Consider the following 17,478-nt stretch of genomic DNA (forward strand, 5'->3'; position numbering starts at 1 on the left):
CTAATCGCGTCACGTCGTCCTGACAACTCGGCCCGTCTTGACATGCTGACGCAAGCAGGGGACGACAGGCCGCACCAATAAACGGGGAAGACGATGGCGGAAACCAAAAAACTTCTGAGGTCGCTGGCGGGGGAAACGCAGGCGGTGCCGCCGGTCTGGCTGATGCGCCAGGCGGGCCGTTACCTGCCCGAATATCGGGCCACCCGGGCCGAGGCAGGGGATTTCCTGTCGCTGTGCTACAATTCCGACCTGGCCGCCGAGGTGACGCTTCAACCGATCCGCCGTTACGGTTTCGACGCGGCGATCCTGTTCGCCGATATCCTGCTGCTGCCGCAGGCGCTGGGGGCCGAACTGTGGTTCGTTACCGGCGAGGGGCCGCGGCTTTCGACCATCACCGGCCCCGAGGGGCTTGCCCCGCTCAAGGGCAAGGACGACATCCACGACCACATGGCGCCGGTTTATGAAACCGTGCGGATCCTGTCGCGCGAACTTCCCTCCGAGACCACGTTGATCGGCTTTGCCGGCGCGCCCTGGACCGTCGCCACCTACATGATTGCCGGGCGCGGCACCCCCGACCAGGGCCCGGCACATGCGCTCAAGGCGGCGGATCGGGCGACGTTCGAGGCGCTGATCGACCTCTTGACGGAGTCCACCATCGAGTACCTGTCCAAACAGGTCGAGGCCGGCGCCGAGGTCGTGAAGATCTTCGACAGCTGGGCCGGGTCGCTGAAGGGCGACGATTTCGCCCGCTACGCCCTGGAGCCGACCAAGCGGATCATCGCGGAACTGAAATCACGCCATCCCGGCCTGCCCTGCATCGCCTTCCCGCGTGAGGCCGGCGAGCACTATATCGGTTTCGCCAAGGCGACCGGGGCCGATTGCGTCGCGCTGGACAACTCGGTCGACGCGGACTGGGCGGCGGCCAACGTGCAGGTCGACGGCTGTGTTCAGGGCAACATGGATCCGAAATTGATGGTCACCGGCGGTCAAGCCCTGATCGACGAGACCAAGCGGATCAAACAGGCCTTCTCGAAGGGACCGCATATCTTCAACCTGGGCCATGGCATCACGCCCGATGCCGATCCCGACAACGTGAACATCATGCTCGAAGCATTGCGGGGCTGACGCCACCGACACCGCCGCGGCACCCTTTGCCGGTGTGCCCGGCGGTCGCGGCGGGGTCAGAATGTAGCCCGCGCATGCACCCTGCACTCCAGCGCCCCAGCCGATTGACTGCGGTTTTCCTTGACGTAAGCGGCGCAGACGCCGAACCTGTTCCCACGGATGACATGATGCCGCGTAAAGAGCGCATCTCGTATCCGGTGCGGAAACAACAGAGAGGGGGTCCGCCATGAGCATCAGCACTCATCTGAATAAAATGCCTTCAGTGGCCTTGATCGGCGTTGCCTTTATTTGCGGCGCCGTGGGGACGGCGACCACGGCAAAAGCGCAGGAGAGCATTTCCGTGCCCTCGGGCCTGTGCAGCTGGAACTGGAGCAGTCCGGCCTCGGACGGTCTTTTGGCGCGGCTGGCAGCCCGGGACGACTTCAACCGGAACATGCGATATGTCACCGAGCAATGCCCCTCGGCCCTCTGCGGCATCAACTGGGCGAACCCCGGCGCGAAGGCCGTCATGGAGGAGTTGGGCGGGAAGCCCTACTTTGCGCGCCTTGTCAATTCTCTCGGTCAGGCCTGCCCTGAAGTGGCAGCGCTGCTGACTGAGGGCGCCACGGCAACGGTTCCGGGCGGGGGGGGAGTACCCGACGTCCCGCAGCCGAACGCACGGAACGAAAGGCCGCCGCAGCCGGAACCGGAACCGGAACCCGAGCCTGAGCCGGAGCCTGAGCCCGAACCGACCGACCCCGAGCTTCAGCCCAGCTAGGACTAAAGCGATTGGCAATTTCGGCCGGACCATGAGCGGCCGGTCTGCTGTTTAAGAGGTGTTCGCCAAAACGATGACGTGAACAGAGGGGCCGCCCACGCGGCCCCTTTTTCGTTTCGATCCACAGCCCGCCACGCGGGGGACCGGCGCCGTCTCTGGTTGCAGTCCCTGCAAGGCCCAAAGCCGCCACGATACCTCCCCAAAAAAACCACCTATTTACGGCATTGCGATATCCGACCCCCGCACGGGTCTGACATTGCAAGGCCAAGGGCATCTCGATCAACGCGTTGACGAGACCCGCGCCGCCGAGAGGCAGCGCGGGACAGGGCGGAGTCCGTCTCGGATTCCGCCGGGATGCCCTTTTGCCGGTTTCACACCGGACGCCAGCGACGTCTCCGCCCCGGGCAACCGCAAGGAGAAAAGGGCACGATCATGCAACACGAAAATCTGGCAGGCAGGCGGCGCCGAGGCCCCGCCGAAGAGGCACGGGGCCTGCGCCAAAGCCGTCGTACGAACGCCACCGGCGCAGTTCTGGCGTTGATGCTTGCCGCCCTGCCCGCGACCATGCACGCGGCGGAGCGCGGGGGCACCGCCCATCTCAGCAGCAAGTCCTTTGCGCCGGCGCCAAACGGCGCACAAGGGCTCTGCAGCCGCTACGCCTGGGCCTGTGCGCGCGGCCACTCGGCGGCACTCAACCCCGGCGAGGTGCGGCTGGCCGAGCAGATCAATCGGCGAATCAATGCCAGCGTCCGCCCGATCGAGGACATCAAGCAATACCAGCGCGAGGAATTCTGGACCTTGCCCACGGCGCGTGGCGGAGATTGCGAGGACATCGCGCTTTTGAAGAAAGCCGAACTGATCCGCCAAGGCCTGCCCCCGAGCCGGCTTTTGTTGGCCACGGTGCTGGATCGCAAGCGTAACAACCACGCGGTTCTGGTGCTGCGGACGGACAAGGGCGACTTCGTGCTCGACAACCTGACAGACCGAATGCTGCATTGGTCCCGGACGGGCTATTCCTTCCTCAAGGTCCAGGACCCGCGTGCCCCGCACCGCTGGACCGCGGTGCTGGCCGGCGGCATATTCAAGGGCTGAGCGCAGCGCGCGACCCCGGTCCGGTTCAGGGCCAACTGGCCAGGGGCGGCATGCTCATCAGCACCGCAGCCGGGTCGTGCCCCGTCTCAAGCCCGAATTTCGTGCCCCGGTCGTAGAGCAGGTTGTATTCCGCATACAATCCCCGATGGACCAGTTGCGCGGCGCGATCCTCGTCGGTCCAGGCCGTGTCGCGCCGCCGTTCCACCAACGGCACGAATGCGGGCAGGAACGCCCGTCCGACATCTTGGGTAAAGGCGAAATCGGCCTCCCAGTCACCGGTATTGTGATCGTCGAAGAAGATGCCGCCGACGCCCCGCGCCCGGCCCCGATGCGGGACAAAGAAATACTCGTCCGCCCAGGCCTTGAAGCGGGGGTAATGGCTTAGATCATGCCGGTCGCAATGCACTTTCAGCACGCCGTGGAACGCCTCGGTATCCGCATCGTAGGGACGGCAGGGGTTCAAATCGGTGCCCCCCCCGAACCACCAGCCATGCGGGGTCCAGAACATGCGCGTGTTCAGATGCACCGCCGGCGTATGCGGGTTCTGCATATGGGCCACAAGGCTGATACCACTGGCCCAAAAGCGCGGATCATCGGCCATGCCGGGCATGTCCTTGCGGGCCATCATCGCCGACTGGGCGCGCGGGTTCAGTTTACCGAACACGGTTGAAACATTGACGCCGACCTTCTCGAAGACACGCCCGCCGCGCATCACGCTCATCAGCCCGCCGCCGGCATCCGCCCCATCCTCGGATGTGCGCCGCGTCTCGCTTACTTCGAACCGGCCCGCCGGCGCGTCCCTGAAGGGGCCCGTCGCCTGGGCCTCCTCCAGCGCCTCGAAGGCGGCCACGATCTCGTCGCGCAGCGCCCGAAACCACGCCGCCGCGCGCATCTTCTGGTCGTCGAAAAGTTCTGTCATCGTCGCGTCTCCCCTGCTGCGGGTTGCCTAGCAGTTTTGCCCGCGCCGCGCTACCGCCCGGCGGCCTTGGGAATGCGTGTGGCCGGGCTTATGATCCGGGAAAGACGAAAGGAATCGCCCGATGCGCGCGCTCGCCCTGCTTTGCCTCGTGACGCTGACCGCCTGCGCCACGCCACGCCAGGCCTGCGAGCGCAACGCGCTGTATGATCTGCAGATGATCGACTTGCTGATCCGCGAAACCGAACAGACTATCGCCCGCGGCTATGCGCTGGAACGCGAACCGTACGGGCGCACCCGGCTGGAACTTTGCTACGCCAACAGCCTGGGCGACAACGAGGGGATCGGCGTGGTCTGGTGCAACCGTCCCGATATCGACTTCCGCGACCGCCCCGTCGCGGTGGACCTACGGGCGGAGCGCCAGAAACTGGCCGAACTACAGACAAAGCGGCGGGACGTCGCCCAACAGGCAGCCCGCGCCCTAGCGGGCTGCCGCGCCCGCTATCCCGACGCATAGCCGCCCCGGCGCGATGTCTCTTCTTCTTGGCGAAATGACCGGCCTCTGCCCAGCCAGAACAGATCGGCGTCAGTGCGCCGGTGCGTTCACAGGGTCCAGAAGCGTACGCCCGCCATCCACCGTCACGATCTGCCCGGTGATGAACTGCGCCCCGTCCGAAGCGAGAAACTGCACCGCCTCTGCCAGTTCCGAGGGTTTGGCGATCCGGCCCAGCGGCGTGTGGTCGCGAATATCGTCGCGGTATTCGGCATGGTCCTTCAGCACGCCCTGAAGGCTTGCCGAAAGCACCGAACCGAACGCCACCGCGTTCACCCGGATCCGGTGCGGGGCCAGCGCCACCGCCATCGAGCGGGTCAACTGGTCTAGGGCGGCGCAACTGACCGAATATCCCAGCAACTCGGGATGGGTGCGCCGCGCGGCAATGGACGACAGGTTCACGATCGCCCCGGCCGAGCCCTCTTCCAGCCCGTCCTCCTCTGCCTGGCGAATCATCCGCCGGGCGACGATCTGCGACAGGCGCAGGCCGGTCATCACGTTCTGCTGCAGCAGTTGTTCGACCGCGTCCTGATCCGGGTCAAGCGGGTCCGAGGCGACCATCTGCCGGCTGGCGTTCACCAGGATGTCGATCCGGTCGAAGGCGTCGATCGTCGCCGACAACAGGTTCGCCACGGTCAGCCGCTCGCGCAGATCGCCCGCGAAATAGCGCATCGTGCCCTCGGCCTCGGTGTCCTTGCCGCATTCGTCGACAAGCCGTTCCTCGTCGATATCGGCCAGCATCACCTTGGCGCCACGGTCCACGAAATGCCGCGCGATGGCCAGACCAACGCCGTTGGCCGCCCCTGTCACGATGGCGGTCTTGCCTGAAATGGAAAACGACATGCGGAAACTCTCCCGATTCGAGCGCCAAACCTAGGCGATTTCAACGCCCCCCGCGACCCGGCCGGCGCGGCCGCGTCGCGTGCAGCACCTTGAAGCCCGCATCGCCGCCGATCTCGTGTACCTCGGCGAACAACGCGGCAAGGTCGCGTTCATAGGGCAGATGACGGTTGGCAACGACGAAGGCCTGGCCATGGGGCGCCAAAAGGCGCGCCGCTGCGGCCAGAAAGGCCCGGCCCAATGCCGGGTCGGCGGCGCGCGAGGTGTGAAAAGGCGGGTTGGCCAGCACGATGTCGAACGCGGCCCCGGCCTTGAACGCGGTGGCATCGACCCAGTGGAACCGCGCCCGCGGATCGGGGACGTTGGCCTGCACACAGGTCAACGCGGCGTGATCGGCTTCGACCAGGTGCATCTCGGTGATTTCGGGATGGGCGGCCAGCGCCTCGCCCGCGAGATAGCCCCAGCCGGCCCCAAGATCGGCAACCCGCCCTTTCAGTTTCGCGGGCAACGCCGCCAGCAACAGGGCCGAGCCACGATCCACCCCGTCCGCCGAGAACACGCCCGGCGCCGTCCGGTAGCGCCCTTCGATCAGCCGCCCTTCGCCCGGGCGCCAGTCGGAAAACGCCGCCGTGTCACCGGCCAGGACGAAGCTCTTGCCATGCGCCTTGGCGAAGGGGGCAGTCACCTCGCCACCCATCGCCCGGCAAGCCTTCAGCAGACTGTCCACGCCGTCGGTCTTGGCCCCATCTATAATCACCGGGCCGCCCCCCGTACGGGCCAGCGCCTCGGCCACCCACGCCCGGGCCAGCGCCTTGGACCGCGGCACACAGATCACCGCCGCCGCGAAATCGCCTTCTGGTGCAATGGCCACCGCCCAACCGCGCGCGGCCCAGGCTGCGTGATCGGGGGCAAAGCCCTGAATGATCTGGACGCGGTCTTTCGGCAATGCCGAAAGGTCTGCCTCGGCGGACGGTCCGAAAACCGCGATCCGCCCAACCTCGGGCAAGGCCACGGCACCGCTTTCCAGCGCAAGGGTCAGGCGAGCGTCCGACATGGGCGGGCCGCGGCCCTTATTCCTTTTCCATGGTGCATTGCAGCGGGTGCTGGTGACGACGGGCGAAATCCATCACCTGCGCCACCTTGGTCTCGGCCACCTCGAAGCTGAACACCCCCACGACGGCCACCCCCTTCTTGTGGACGACCAGCATCAGTTCGAAGGCCTGGGCATGGCTCATCCCGAAGAACCGCTCGAGCACGTGCACGACGAACTCCATCGGCGTGTAGTCGTCGTTCAGCAGAAGAACCTTGTAAAGCGGCGGGCGCTGGGTCTTCGGCTTGGTCTTGGTGATGACCCCGGTTTCGCCCTCGGGGTCGTCACCCTTGTCGGCCATCAGTCGAGGGTCGGTGGTCACGGCTGCCCGTCTCCGGCGTTTCGGGTGGTGTTCGGCTTGAGCGTCTTTATATATGCGGCGCGGCCCGTCTGAAAAGGGCCGAGCATGGGAGGCATGGGCTCGCATGGCAACGGCGATCACCACTATCGGTTTCGACGCGGACGATACGCTTTGGCAGAACGAGCGTTTCTTTCGCATGACCCAAGAGCGATTCGCCCAGCTTCTGGCCGATTTTGCAGAACCCGACCACCTTATGGACCGCTTGCTTGCGGCCGAAATCCGCAACCTCGGTCACTATGGATTCGGCATCAAGGGCTTCGTCCTGTCGATGATCGAAACCGCCATCGAGGTGACCGAGGACCGTGTCCCGGCACGCGTGATCCGCGAATTGCTGGAAGCCGGGCAAGAGATGCTGCGCCACCCGATCGAGTTGATGCCCCATGCCCGCGACGCGGTCCAGGCGCTGGCCGACGAGTTCCGCATCCTGCTGATCACCAAGGGCGATCTGCTCGACCAGGAACGCAAACTGGCGCAATCGGGGCTGGGCGACCTGTTCGACGGGGTCGAGATCGTCTCGGACAAGACCGCGCCGCGCTACGAGGCGATCTTTGCCCGCCACGGAGAGGGCGCGGGCCGGTCGGTAATGGTTGGCAACTCGTTGCGGTCCGACGTGATCCCGGCCATCGAGGCCGGTGCCTGGGGCGTGTTCGTGCCCCATGACCTGACCTGGGAACTGGAACATGCCGAGCCCCCCCTGGGCCATGCACGGTTTGCCGAACTGCAACACCTCGGAGAATTGCCCGCGCTGATCAACACGCTTGGTTAGGTTGAAATAGCAGGAATAGTGGGGCTCGCCTACGCCGACGCCATATCTCGATCAACCTTTCCTTTACCCGTGGGTCTCCCCGAAATACGGGAGTTTTCCAGGCCTGACGCCTGTGCTACGGTTTTTCGTGCAGTGATCGCCCACCACAAAAAACCGGGCGACGAGAGGCAGTGAAAAGGCAAGCGACGTGCAACGTTTGGGGCAGTACGTCCGGCGCGTACTATTTCTATCCATGGTCGCAATCGCCATGGCGGTATTCACCGATGGTGCGCGGGCCGCACCTCAGGCTGCCATGGTGATCGACGCCCGTACGGGCGAGGTTCTGCATGCGCGGAATGCCGATACGCGTCTGCACCCGGCCTCGCTGACCAAGATGATGACGCTCTACATCGCCTTCGAGGCAATCGAGCATGGCGAGATCAGCCTCGACTCCTTGGTGACGATCTCGAAAAAGGCTGCTTCGGAACCGCCGTCGAAACTGGGGCTTCGCCCGGGGCAAAAGATCAAGCTTCGGTACCTGATCCGCGGCGCGGCGGTGAAATCGGCCAATGACGCCGCCACCGCCATCGGCGAGGCAATCGAAGGGTCCGAGGCCGCCTTTGCCCGGCGCATGAACCGCACCGCCAAGGCGCTTGGAATGTCGCGCACGACCTTCAGAAACGCCCATGGTCTGACCGAAGAGGGTCACCTGTCCACGGCGCGCGACATGACCACCCTGGGCCGGCATCTGTTCTACGACTACCCGGAGTATTACAACCTGTTCTCACGGCAGACGACGGATGCGGGCATCCGCACCGTGTCGAACACCAACCGCCGGTTCCTGTCCAGCTATCGTGGGGCGGACGGGATCAAGACGGGTTACACGCGCGCCGCCGGTTTCAACCTGGTGGCCTCGGCCGAACGCGGCGGCGAACGGATTATCGCCACAGTCTTCGGTGGCCGATCCTCGGCAGCCCGAAACGCCCAGGTGGCGGAACTTCTGGACCTTGGCTTTCAGCGCGCACCCAGCCGTGTTGCCGTGCGCAAGCCGGCGAAACCCGTCTACGTGGCCGGGGCAGATGGGCCCGATGCCGCCGGCCGGACAAGCCGTGCTTCGATGGCCCTTACGGCATCGCCGCGGCCACCGCGCCGGCCCATCCCCGAACCGCCGGAGACGCTGCTTGCCGCGGTGGCCGAAAGCGTCGAAACCGCATTGGAGGCCGCACACGCGGAATTGGCGACTGGCGCCATGGCAGACGCCGCACCGAAAGCAAATGTGCCCACCATTTCTCCACGGCCCCGCCCTGAGGGCCTGATGGTCGCTGCGGCAAGTACGGCCGTCGATCCCACCCCGCCGTCCATACCGACAATGACGACCGCACCCGCCGATACCGGGCAGGAAGTCGTCACTCGGCTGTCATCTTCCGGTGGACGGCACTGGGGTATCAATGTCGGGCGCTATGGGTCACGCTACAAGGCCGAACGGGTCTTGCTGAAAACCGCCTTGCAGGAACTCGGCACGCTCGACTTGGCCTTGCGCAAGGTTGTGCAGAACCGGCGTGGATTCGAGGCGAATTTCGTCGGCATGACCGAGGAAGAAGCGGCGCTGGCCTGCCGTCGGCTGCAATCCCATGGCACCGAATGCATCACGATCGGCCCCCGGTCGTGATCCCACACGCTCATCCCGCGTGGGTTGGTGAAACGATCCGCGGGGGCGGGGCCAACGCACGGCGAGCCTGACGGCTCAGGGTTTTGGCCGGTCGTCCCAGTCGTCCGTCAGTATACGCCGGGAATCGCCTTCGGGGTCGTCGAATTGGCGCGTCTTCAACGCCCAGAAGAAGGCGCCAAGCCCTAGCCCGCCGAGAAACAGCGCGATCGGGATGAGAAAGGCCAACACCTCCATCGCCGTCACCTAAGCCGAAGGGCGTTCAGGGAAACCGTGATCGACGAGGCCGACATTGCCAGGGCGGCGGCCAGCGGCGTCGCGAACCCCAAAAGCGCGATTGGCACGGCGATCAGGTTGTAAAGCGCCGAGACCGCGAAATTCTCGTGGATACGGCGGGTCGCCTTTCGGGCCGTCGTCACCGCCTCGCCCAGGGGCGCAAGGTCCGATCCCAGAAGAACGATGTCCGAGGCAACACGCGCCGCGTCCAGCGCCGTGGCGGGCGAGACCGAGGCATGCGCCGCGGCAAGTGCGGCGGTGTCGTTCAGCCCGTCGCCCACCATGAGCACCTTGGCCCCCGCCTCACCCAGCGCCTGAACCAGAGCGGCCTTTTCCCCGGGCAGCGCCTCGGCGGTCCAGTCCTCGATTCCAAGCCGTGCCGCGAGGTCGGCGACCGGCGCCGGTGTGTCGCCCGACACCAGCCGCACGGCCAGCCCTTGCGCCCGCAGCCGTGCAACGGCCTCTTCGGCGCCGGGGCGCAGCCGATCGGCAAAGGTGAACGCCACGGGCCGCGCGTCGCCCACGCGCAGCCAGGCTGCGGTCTGATCTCCTGCTTCGGCCCCGACCCAGGCCGGGCGGCCGAACCGCACGATCTTGCCGCCCAGCACGCCCTCGACGCCGTGACCGGGCACTTCGCGAATGTCCGTGAGAGGAACGGGATGAACGCCGGCCTTGCGTGCCGCATCGGCCAGCGCACGCGCCAGCGGGTGCGCGGACCCCTCGGCGAGGGCAAGCGCGATTTCCAGATCGCGGCGGGCATGATCACCCAAGTTCGTGGGCTCGGGCGTGCCCAGCGTCAGCGTGCCGGTCTTGTCGAACACCACTGTGTCGATCTCGGCAAGACGTTCCAGCGCCGTGCCGTCCTTGATCAACATGCCCCGCTTGAACAAGCGCCCCGAGGCGGCAGTGGTGACCGCGGGCACCGCAAGGCCCAGGGCGCACGGGCAAGTGATGATCAGCACAGCAACCGCAATGTTGATCGCCAGCCGCATGTCTCCGCCCGAGATCCAGAGCCAGCCAAGGAACGCCGCCAGAGCCAGCAGATGAACACCCGGCGCGTAGATGCGTGCCGCCCGATCGGCCAACGAGGTGTAACGGTTCTTCGAGCTTTCTGCGACGGCCACCAGGTCGGCCATACGGTTAAGCGAGCTGTCCTCGCCCGCGGCCGTCACGGTGACGACAAGCGGCCCGGTCAGGTTCACCTCGCCCGCCGACAACGCCATGCCCGGCCCGGCGAAGGCCGGCAGGCTTTCTCCGGTCAGAAGCGAGCGGTCGATTTCAGATTGTCCCTCTGCAACCACCCCGTCGACAGGTACCCGCGCGCCGGGCTTGACCCGCACCCGGTCGCCGGGCGCGATCTCTGCGATGGGCACGGTCTCCTCGGTGCCGTCTGCGCGCAGGCGCAGCGCACGCGGTACCTCGAGCGCGGCCAGTTCCTCGGCCGCCGAGCGTGCCACGGCACGGGTCCGATGGTCGAGGTAGCGGCCCGCAAGAAGGAAGAAGGTCAAGGAAAGCGCGGCGTCGAAATAGGCGTGGGGCCCGTGCTGGGCGGTTTCATACAGCGACATCCCCGCCGCCAGGATGATCGCCAGCGAGATCGGCACATCCATGTTCAGCCGTGCGTGCTTCAGCACAGACAGGGCATTGCGGAAAAAGGGCTGCGCGGCAAAGGCGATGGTCGGCAGCGCGATCATGGCCGAGATCCAGTGGAACATGTCGCGGGTGAAATCCGTGGCCCCCGACCATACCGCGACCGACAGCAGCATCACGTTCATCATCGCGAAGCCCGACACCGCGATTCGCATCAACAGGTCGCGCCCAGCCTTGTCGGTTGCGGTCGCCGCGATCACGCCCGCATCCAGTTCATGCGCTTCGTAGCCGATGCCTTCGAGCACGCGGACAAGGTCGTCGGCCATCACCTCCGGGTCGGCCTCGACGGCTACACGTTTCAAGGTCAGGTTCACCCGCGCCGCGCGCACGCCCGGCGTGGCATGCAGCGCGCGCTCCACCGCCGAGATGCAGCCCGCGCAATGGATCGTGGGCAAAGACAGGAACAACCGCGCTTCCCTGGGTGCGCTTGTCTCGGCCAAAGCCTCGGCCGAGGGAGCAACGGCACAGGCCGGGCAGGCTGACGGTCGGGCGGGAAACGCCGCGGTCATGGCCCCTACCCCCTTACAAAAAGTTCCAGCCGCTGACGAAAGCGCGTGCCATCCTCAGCGCGCGCCTCGAGACGGACGGTCCAGTAACCGGGGCCCAGATCGACCGGCGCCGTGAACTCGCCGTTGTAATACAGCAAGTCAGGCGTGCGGTCGTCGCGCCGGCTGGTCGCCCGGCCGATCGTCACCGCCATTTCGGACACCTTCACGGGTCGGCCATTCTCGTCGACAAAGCGCAGGACGAACAAGCCTGCCTCGGTGTCGTAGTCAGCCGCGACCGTCCAGCCCAAAGCCTCTTGCGCGTCGCGCATCGCGTCGAATTCCTGGCTGGCTACATAGGAATTGTCGACCTCCAGCCCCGGGAAGGTGTGCAGCGCCTGGAACGCCATCAAGAGGTTGACCCCGATCACCACGGCAAACGCGGACACCGTTATGATCAGCACCTTGCGCCCGGTCAGTTCCTTCGCACTCATCGCGCCGCCTTCCCGTTGAAGACCGTATCGTTGTAACTGCGCTCGTCGCCCTCGATGTCGTGCAGCCAAAGCCGCATTTCGCTGCTTTGGCTTTGCGCCGGCGCACTGTTCGGCGGGGCGATGACATAGACGCGTACCAGCTTGGTGGCGTCGGCGGGCACCTGCACCATGCCGTTCTGGCCCCCTTCGACCTCCAGCTGGAAGACGTCGTTGGGCGTCACCGAGATCTCGAACCAGCGGTCATTGGCATGCATGTTGCGCACGCGCACCTCGTAGGCGTTACGGATCGACCCGTCGGACAATGTAACGAAGATCGGGTTGCGCACGGGCGAAACTGTCATGTCGATCTCGGCACGCACGAACAGCGCCACGATCAGGCCCACCCCCACCGCCGTCCAGAGCGTGGTGTAAAGAACGGTGCGAATACGGAAGACATGTTTCCAGATCGACTTGGGTGCGGCGCCGGCGCGTTCACGCGCCTCGTCCGACAACGCCATGTAATCGACAAGCCCGCGCGGCTTGCCGATCTTGTCCATCACCTCGTCGCAGGCGTCGATGCACAGGCCGCAGGTGATGCAGGCCAGTTGCTGGCCGTCGCGGATGTCGATCCCCATCGGGCAGACGTTCACGCAGGCGTTGCAGTCGATGCAGTCGCCCAGCAGCTCGGCCCCCTCGGCCTTGCGGTGCTTGCCGCGGGGTTCGCCCCGCCACTCGCGATAGCCGATGGTAATCGTATCCTCGTCCATCATCGCGGCCTGGATGCGCGGCCAGGGGCACATGTAGATGCAGACCTGTTCGCGCATGAAGCCGCCCAGGATCAGGGTGGTCAGCGTCAGCACGAGGATCGTGGAATAGGCGACCGGATGGGCCTGCAGCGTGATCAGGTTCCAAAACAAGGTCGGCGCATCGGCGAAGTAGAACACCCAGGCGCCACCCGTCGCGATCGAGATCGCCAGCCACAGCGTCCATTTGGTCATCCGCAGCCGCACCTTGCGAAAATCCCACTTGGCGTTCCACAGCTTGACCCGCTTGTTGCGGTCGCCCTCGATCCAGCGTTCGGTCAGGATGAACAGGTCGGTCCAGACTGTTTGCGGGCAGAAATAGCCGCACCAGACCCGCCCCAACGCCGAGGTAAACAGGAACAGCCCCAGCCCCGCCATGATCAACAACCCCGCGACGAAATAGAATTCGTGCGGCCAGATCTCGATCCAGAAGAAGAAAAAGCGCCGATTCGCCAGGTCCAACAGAACCGCCTGGTCCGGCAGGTTCGGGCCACGGTCCCAGCGCACCCATGGCAAGAGATAGTAGAGGCCCAGGCAAATCGCGAGAAGCCACCACTTAAGGCTGCGGAACTTGCCCGAAACGCGCCGCGGGAAGATCGGTTCGCGCGCGGAATAAAGACGGTCGGGATTCTGGTCTGTCGAGCTCAAGGGGCTCACTCCGTTCGGGCTGAGGGCCGGGGCGGCCTGCCGCTTCGGTCGCGGCGCGACGCGGGCCCTTCACACTTTCTAGCTAAGCCTTGCGGCACTGGATTGGAAGCGCCGGGACGATCACATGTCGATTCGCACAAGGGACGGCAGTCGTCCTGACGAATTGCGAATCGCCTGGCGCCGCCAAATAGAACTGGAAAAGTTCCAAGTTTGTGCATCGGCGCACAGGGTTGTCTCAGATGGCGCGCTGGACGGGTGAAGAGGCTTCGGCGAAGATAGACACCGGCCCCCGTGGAAACGCGCGAACAGGATGGGGGCCGGTGCCATCGACCGGGGGCCTTGCGGCCCCCGGAAGCCGTTTTATCACTCGCCACCGCCACGCGTATGGACGTAGACCGCAACGGCCCGACGCTCGGCCTCGGTCAAACGCTCGATATGGGTGGGCATCACCCCGAACCGCGCGTTGTAGACCGTTTCGGTCAGCGTCTCGACGTCTCCGCCATACAGCCAGATCGCGTCCGTCAGGTTGGGCGCGCCCTGGTAGCGGTCGCCGGTGCCATCGTCCATGTGGCAGGCAGCACAGTTATCAAGAAACACCGTTTCGCCCGGGCTTGCCAATGCGGCATCATGTTCCTGCCCCGAGATTTTCCGAACATACTGGACAACCTGGGAAATCTCCTCGTCGGTCAGCAACTCGTCCGCGCCGAAGGCGGGCATCTGCGACCAACGGGCGTCCATGTTGTCCTCGTTCCGAATGCCGTTGGTGACAGTGTAGTGGATGTCTTCCAGAGAACCGCCCCAAAGCCAGTCGTCGTCGGTCAGGTTCGGATAGCCCGAGGCCTGGACCCCCGCCGCGCCCGAGCCGTGGCACTGGGCGCACCAGGTCCGGAACACCGCGGCACCGCCCTGGACGGCGTAGTTGTAAAGATCCTCGTCGGAGCGGATCGTTTCCATATCCAGATCGACGGTTTCCAGCTTGGCCACGATATCGGCGTTGGCCGCCTCGAAACGCTGGATGTCCTCCTGCACAGCGGCACGGGTCGAATACCCCAGAAGGCCGGGCGTGGCCCCGTCCTTGAGCGGAACCGACGGGTAGAGAACGGCATATATCAGCGCAACGGCGATGCAGCCGTAGAACGTCCAGAGCCACCAGCGCGGCAACGGGTTGTTCAACTCCTCGATGCCATCCCAGCTATGACCGGTCGTGCCGACCTCGTCGGGTTTCCTGTTGTCGTTGGTGCTCATGTCCGCGCCTCCTTTCGGCACGTGGCACCGTCATCTTCGGCGCCTGCGGGTTTGTCGTCATGCCGAAACGGGATGTTGGCACTGTCCCGATGCACCGACGTGCTGCCCGGGCGCAGCGCCCAGACAATCACGCCGACGAAGAACAGCGTCAGGAACAGCAACATCCAGCTGTCGGCAAATTCGCGCATGACGGAGTAGGTATCCATGTTTCTCCGTCCCTCAGCGGCTGGCGTGCGGCTCGAAGGTCGAGAAATCGACCAGCGTGCCCAGCATCTGCAGATAGGCGATCAACGCGTCCATCTCCGAGATGCCTTCGCTCCCGTCGAAATTGCGCACCTGCGCGCCGGGATAACGCTCCATCAGACCGTCCACGCCGTCCGCATAAGGATCGATCTGCGCGTTGAAGTCAGAGATCGCGTTCTCGATCATCTCGTCGGTGTAGGGCACGCCGACCATGCGGTGAACACGCATCTTCTCGGCGACATGCTCGGGATCGACCATGCGGTTTTCGAGGAAGGCGTATTTCGGCATCACGGACTCGGGAACCACAGATTGCGGGTTGCGCAGGTGCTGCACGTGCCAGTCGTCCGAATAGCGCCCGCCCAGGCGGGCGAGGTCGGGCCCCGTCCGCTTGGAGCCCCACTGGAACGGGTGATCGTACATCGATTCCGCCGCCAGGCTGTAATGCCCGTAACGCTCCACCTCGTCGCGCATCGGGCGCACCATCTGGCTGTGGCAGACGTAGCACCCTTCGCGCACGTAGATGTCGCGCCCCTCGAGTTCCATCGGCGAGTAGGGGCGCACGCCATCCACTTCTTCGATGGTGTTCTCGAGGTAGAACAGTGGTGCGATCTCGACCAGGCCGCCGACGGTAACCACCAGAAAGCTGAACACCAACAGCAGCGAGGCGTTCTTCTCAAGGATCTTGTGCTTTTCAAGAATAGCCATGTCGCAGCCCCTTATTCAGCCGGAGCCGCGATCGGCGCGGCCTGCTTGGCCGGTGCCGATGTGGCGGTCTTCCAGATGTTGTAGCACATGATCAGCCCGCCGAGGACATAGAGCGCACCACCGGTGGCACGAACCACGTACATCGGGAACTTGGCGTCGACCGTGTCGGCGAAGGAGTTCACCAGGAAGCCCTGCGCGTCGACCTCGCGCCACATCAGGCCTTCCATGATGCCCGACACCCACATCGAGGCCGCGTAGAGAACGATGCCGATCGTCGCCAGCCAGAAGTGCCAGGACACCATCGCCAGGCTGTACAGCCGCTCCTTGTTCCACAGCCGCGGGGCCAGGAAGTAGAGCGCGCCGAAGGTGATCATGCCGTTCCAGCCCAACGCGCCGGAATGCACGTGGCCGATCGTCCAGTCGGTATAGTGCGACAACGAGTTGACGGCCTTGATCGACATCATCGGGCCTTCGAAGGTCGACATCCCGTAAAAGCCGACGGCCACAACCATCATCCGGATGATCGGGTCGGTGCGCAGCTTGTCCCAGGCGCCCGACAGGGTCATCAGGCCGTTGATCATGCCGCCCCAGGAGGGCATCCACAGCATGATCGAGAACACCATGCCCAGCGTCGAGGCCCAGTCAGGCAGCGCGGTGTAGTGCAGGTGGTGCGGACCGGCCCAGATATACAGGAAGATCAGCGCCCAGAAGTGGATGATCGACAGCTTGTAGCTGTAGACCGGGCGTTCGGCCTGCTTGGGCACGAAATAGTACATCATGCCGAGGAAACCCGCGGTCAGGAAGAAGCCCACCGCGTTATGCCCATACCACCACTGGGTCATGGCATCCTGCACGCCGGCGAAGACCTGCACCGATTTCGAGCCGAACAGCGACACCGGGATCGACAGGTTGTTCACGATATGGAGCATCGCGACGGTCACGATGAAGGACAGGTAGAACCAGTTCGCCACGTAGATATGCGGCTCTTTCCGGCGGAAGATCGTGCCCATGAAGATCATCAGGTAGACCACCCAGATGATCGTCAGCCACCAGTCAACGTACCACTCGGGTTCGGCGTATTCCTTGGACTGCGTCGCGCCCAGCACATAGCCGGTCGCCGCCAGCACGATGAACAGCTGATAGCCCCAGAACACGAACCAGGCGGCATTGCCCCCCCAAAGACGCGCCGCCGAGGTGCGCTGGACCACGTAGAACGATGTCGCGATCAAGGCGTTGCCGCCGAAGGCGAAAATCACCGCCGAGGTATGCAGCGGCCGCAACCGGCCGAAATTCAGATAACCCTGCGCCCAGTCGAAATTGAGCCAGGGAAACGCCAGCTGGCTGGCGATGAAGGTGCCGGCGGCAAAACCGACCACCCCCCAGAAACAGGTCGCGATGACGCCCGCGCGGACGACATCGTCCATATAGCCGGTCTCCGGCGCCGGTTTCGGATCACCGGTGCGCCGGACCGTCATCAGGAACATCGCCGCCGCGACAAGCATCACGATGACTGCATGCACCTGGTAGGGGAAGTCGCGCGCATAACTGGCGGCGATCGCGGCGCACACCGCGACCACGCCGTAAAGCGCGATCTTAACGTAGTCCCACATTGGAAGTCCCTTCGTCTCTTCCGGCCGATTCCCGTCGACCGACTCCCTCACGATACCGTGACGTATCCCGTCGTATGCAAAGATATGCATTGATCCATGTCAAGGCATCTTTGAAGAGTTCCAAAATCTCATTGATCCTAGTCAAAGCCCGGCCGGCGGCCCCGGTCCTACACTCGGGCGTAACGTCACGTTCGA

The 17,478-nt window shown here is 64.8% G+C and carries 18 protein-coding genes; 6 read left to right on the plus strand and 12 right to left on the minus strand.

The window, feature by feature from the left end:
* The first annotated feature begins 93 nt into the window (after nt 1–93).
* The 3 genes from hemE (at nt 94) to EV662_RS02390 (ending at nt 2,974) form a co-directional block, all read left to right on the plus strand.
* Nucleotides 94–1,125, plus strand: a complete 1,032-nt coding sequence (gene hemE / locus EV662_RS02380) for a uroporphyrinogen decarboxylase (RefSeq protein WP_132460517.1) — start codon at nt 94–96, stop codon at nt 1,123–1,125.
* A 226-nt stretch (nt 1,126–1,351) separates the two neighbouring features.
* A complete protein-coding gene (locus EV662_RS19710) occupies nt 1,352–1,882 on the plus strand; it encodes a hypothetical protein (protein ID WP_207903575.1) in 531 nt (176 codons plus the stop codon).
* A 540-nt stretch (nt 1,883–2,422) separates the two neighbouring features.
* Nucleotides 2,423–2,974 carry a transglutaminase-like cysteine peptidase gene (locus EV662_RS02390; protein ID WP_165915489.1) on the plus strand — a complete coding sequence of 184 codons (552 nt, stop codon included), beginning with the start codon at nt 2,423–2,425 and terminating at the stop codon, nt 2,972–2,974.
* Between the two features lie 25 nt (nt 2,975–2,999).
* Here the strand turns inward: EV662_RS02390 and hemF are convergent, their stop codons facing one another.
* The gene (gene hemF, locus EV662_RS02395; RefSeq protein ID WP_132460519.1) at nt 3,000–3,893 is read right to left on the minus strand and encodes an oxygen-dependent coproporphyrinogen oxidase; all 894 of its coding nucleotides are present in this window, start codon (nt 3,891–3,893) and stop codon (nt 3,000–3,002) included.
* Nucleotides 3,894–4,014: 121 nt separating this feature from the next.
* On the opposite strand from hemF, the gene EV662_RS02400 reads away from it, so the two are divergent.
* Nucleotides 4,015–4,407 carry a hypothetical protein gene (locus EV662_RS02400; protein WP_132460520.1) on the plus strand — a complete coding sequence of 131 codons (393 nt, stop codon included), beginning with the start codon at nt 4,015–4,017 and terminating at the stop codon, nt 4,405–4,407.
* Nucleotides 4,408–4,476: 69 nt separating this feature from the next.
* Here the strand turns inward: EV662_RS02400 and EV662_RS02405 are convergent, their stop codons facing one another.
* The 3 genes from EV662_RS02405 to clpS are packed head-to-tail and all read right to left on the minus strand — an operon-like array spanning nt 4,477 to nt 6,674.
* Entirely contained in the window at nt 4,477–5,286 is an 810-nt protein-coding gene (locus tag EV662_RS02405) for an SDR family NAD(P)-dependent oxidoreductase (RefSeq protein ID WP_132460521.1), read from the minus strand.
* 40 nt (nt 5,287–5,326) lie between these two features.
* The gene (locus tag EV662_RS02410; RefSeq protein ID WP_132460522.1) at nt 5,327–6,337 is read right to left on the minus strand and encodes a class I SAM-dependent methyltransferase; all 1,011 of its coding nucleotides are present in this window, start codon (nt 6,335–6,337) and stop codon (nt 5,327–5,329) included.
* A gap of 16 nt (nt 6,338–6,353) precedes the next feature.
* Entirely contained in the window at nt 6,354–6,674 is a 321-nt protein-coding gene (gene clpS, locus EV662_RS02415; protein WP_132460685.1) for an ATP-dependent Clp protease adapter ClpS, read from the minus strand.
* Between the two features lie 124 nt (nt 6,675–6,798).
* Here clpS and EV662_RS02420 point away from each other — a divergent pair, with 124 nt between their 5' ends.
* Together EV662_RS02420 and EV662_RS02425 are read left to right on the plus strand one after the other, a co-directional pair.
* Nucleotides 6,799–7,500: an HAD family hydrolase gene (locus EV662_RS02420; RefSeq protein ID WP_132460523.1), complete on the plus strand. Its 702-nt coding sequence runs from the start codon at nt 6,799–6,801 to the stop codon at nt 7,498–7,500.
* Between the two features lie 247 nt (nt 7,501–7,747).
* Entirely contained in the window at nt 7,748–9,148 is a 1,401-nt protein-coding gene (locus EV662_RS02425) for a D-alanyl-D-alanine carboxypeptidase family protein (RefSeq protein WP_243695744.1), read from the plus strand.
* 75 nt (nt 9,149–9,223) lie between these two features.
* Here the strand turns inward: EV662_RS02425 and ccoS are convergent, their stop codons facing one another.
* The 8 genes from ccoS to ccoN form a co-directional block, all read right to left on the minus strand.
* Complete coding sequence (gene ccoS / locus EV662_RS02430; protein ID WP_132460525.1) at nt 9,224–9,382, minus strand: cbb3-type cytochrome oxidase assembly protein CcoS; 159 nt, start codon at nt 9,380–9,382, stop codon at nt 9,224–9,226.
* A gap of 5 nt (nt 9,383–9,387) precedes the next feature.
* Nucleotides 9,388–11,580 carry a heavy metal translocating P-type ATPase gene (locus EV662_RS02435; RefSeq protein ID WP_132460526.1) on the minus strand — a complete coding sequence of 731 codons (2,193 nt, stop codon included), beginning with the start codon at nt 11,578–11,580 and terminating at the stop codon, nt 9,388–9,390.
* A 5-nt stretch (nt 11,581–11,585) separates the two neighbouring features.
* Nucleotides 11,586–12,050 carry a FixH family protein gene (locus EV662_RS02440; RefSeq protein WP_132460527.1) on the minus strand — a complete coding sequence of 155 codons (465 nt, stop codon included), beginning with the start codon at nt 12,048–12,050 and terminating at the stop codon, nt 11,586–11,588.
* Nucleotides 12,047–13,480: a cytochrome c oxidase accessory protein CcoG gene (gene ccoG / locus EV662_RS02445; protein ID WP_132460528.1), complete on the minus strand. Its 1,434-nt coding sequence runs from the start codon at nt 13,478–13,480 to the stop codon at nt 12,047–12,049. Before ccoG ends, EV662_RS02440 begins: the two co-directional genes overlap by 4 nt.
* 363 nt (nt 13,481–13,843) lie before the next feature.
* Complete coding sequence (gene ccoP / locus EV662_RS02450; RefSeq protein ID WP_132460529.1) at nt 13,844–14,725, minus strand: cytochrome-c oxidase, cbb3-type subunit III; 882 nt, start codon at nt 14,723–14,725, stop codon at nt 13,844–13,846.
* Nucleotides 14,722–14,931 (minus strand): cbb3-type cytochrome c oxidase subunit 3, encoded by a 210-nt coding sequence (locus EV662_RS02455; RefSeq protein ID WP_132460530.1) that lies wholly within the window; start codon nt 14,929–14,931, stop codon nt 14,722–14,724. The genes ccoP and EV662_RS02455 overlap by 4 nt, the downstream gene beginning before the upstream one ends.
* A gap of 13 nt (nt 14,932–14,944) precedes the next feature.
* Nucleotides 14,945–15,673 carry a cytochrome-c oxidase, cbb3-type subunit II gene (gene ccoO / locus EV662_RS02460; protein WP_132460531.1) on the minus strand — a complete coding sequence of 243 codons (729 nt, stop codon included), beginning with the start codon at nt 15,671–15,673 and terminating at the stop codon, nt 14,945–14,947.
* Nucleotides 15,674–15,684: 11 nt separating this feature from the next.
* On the minus strand, nt 15,685–17,283 hold the full coding sequence (ccoN, locus tag EV662_RS02465; RefSeq protein WP_132460532.1) for a cytochrome-c oxidase, cbb3-type subunit I: 1,599 nt from the start codon (nt 17,281–17,283) through the stop codon (nt 15,685–15,687).
* Nucleotides 17,284–17,478 lie beyond the last annotated feature (195 nt).

It is taken from the genome of Rhodovulum marinum (assembly GCF_004343075.1).
Lineage (GTDB): Bacteria > Pseudomonadota > Alphaproteobacteria > Rhodobacterales > Rhodobacteraceae > Rhodovulum > Rhodovulum marinum.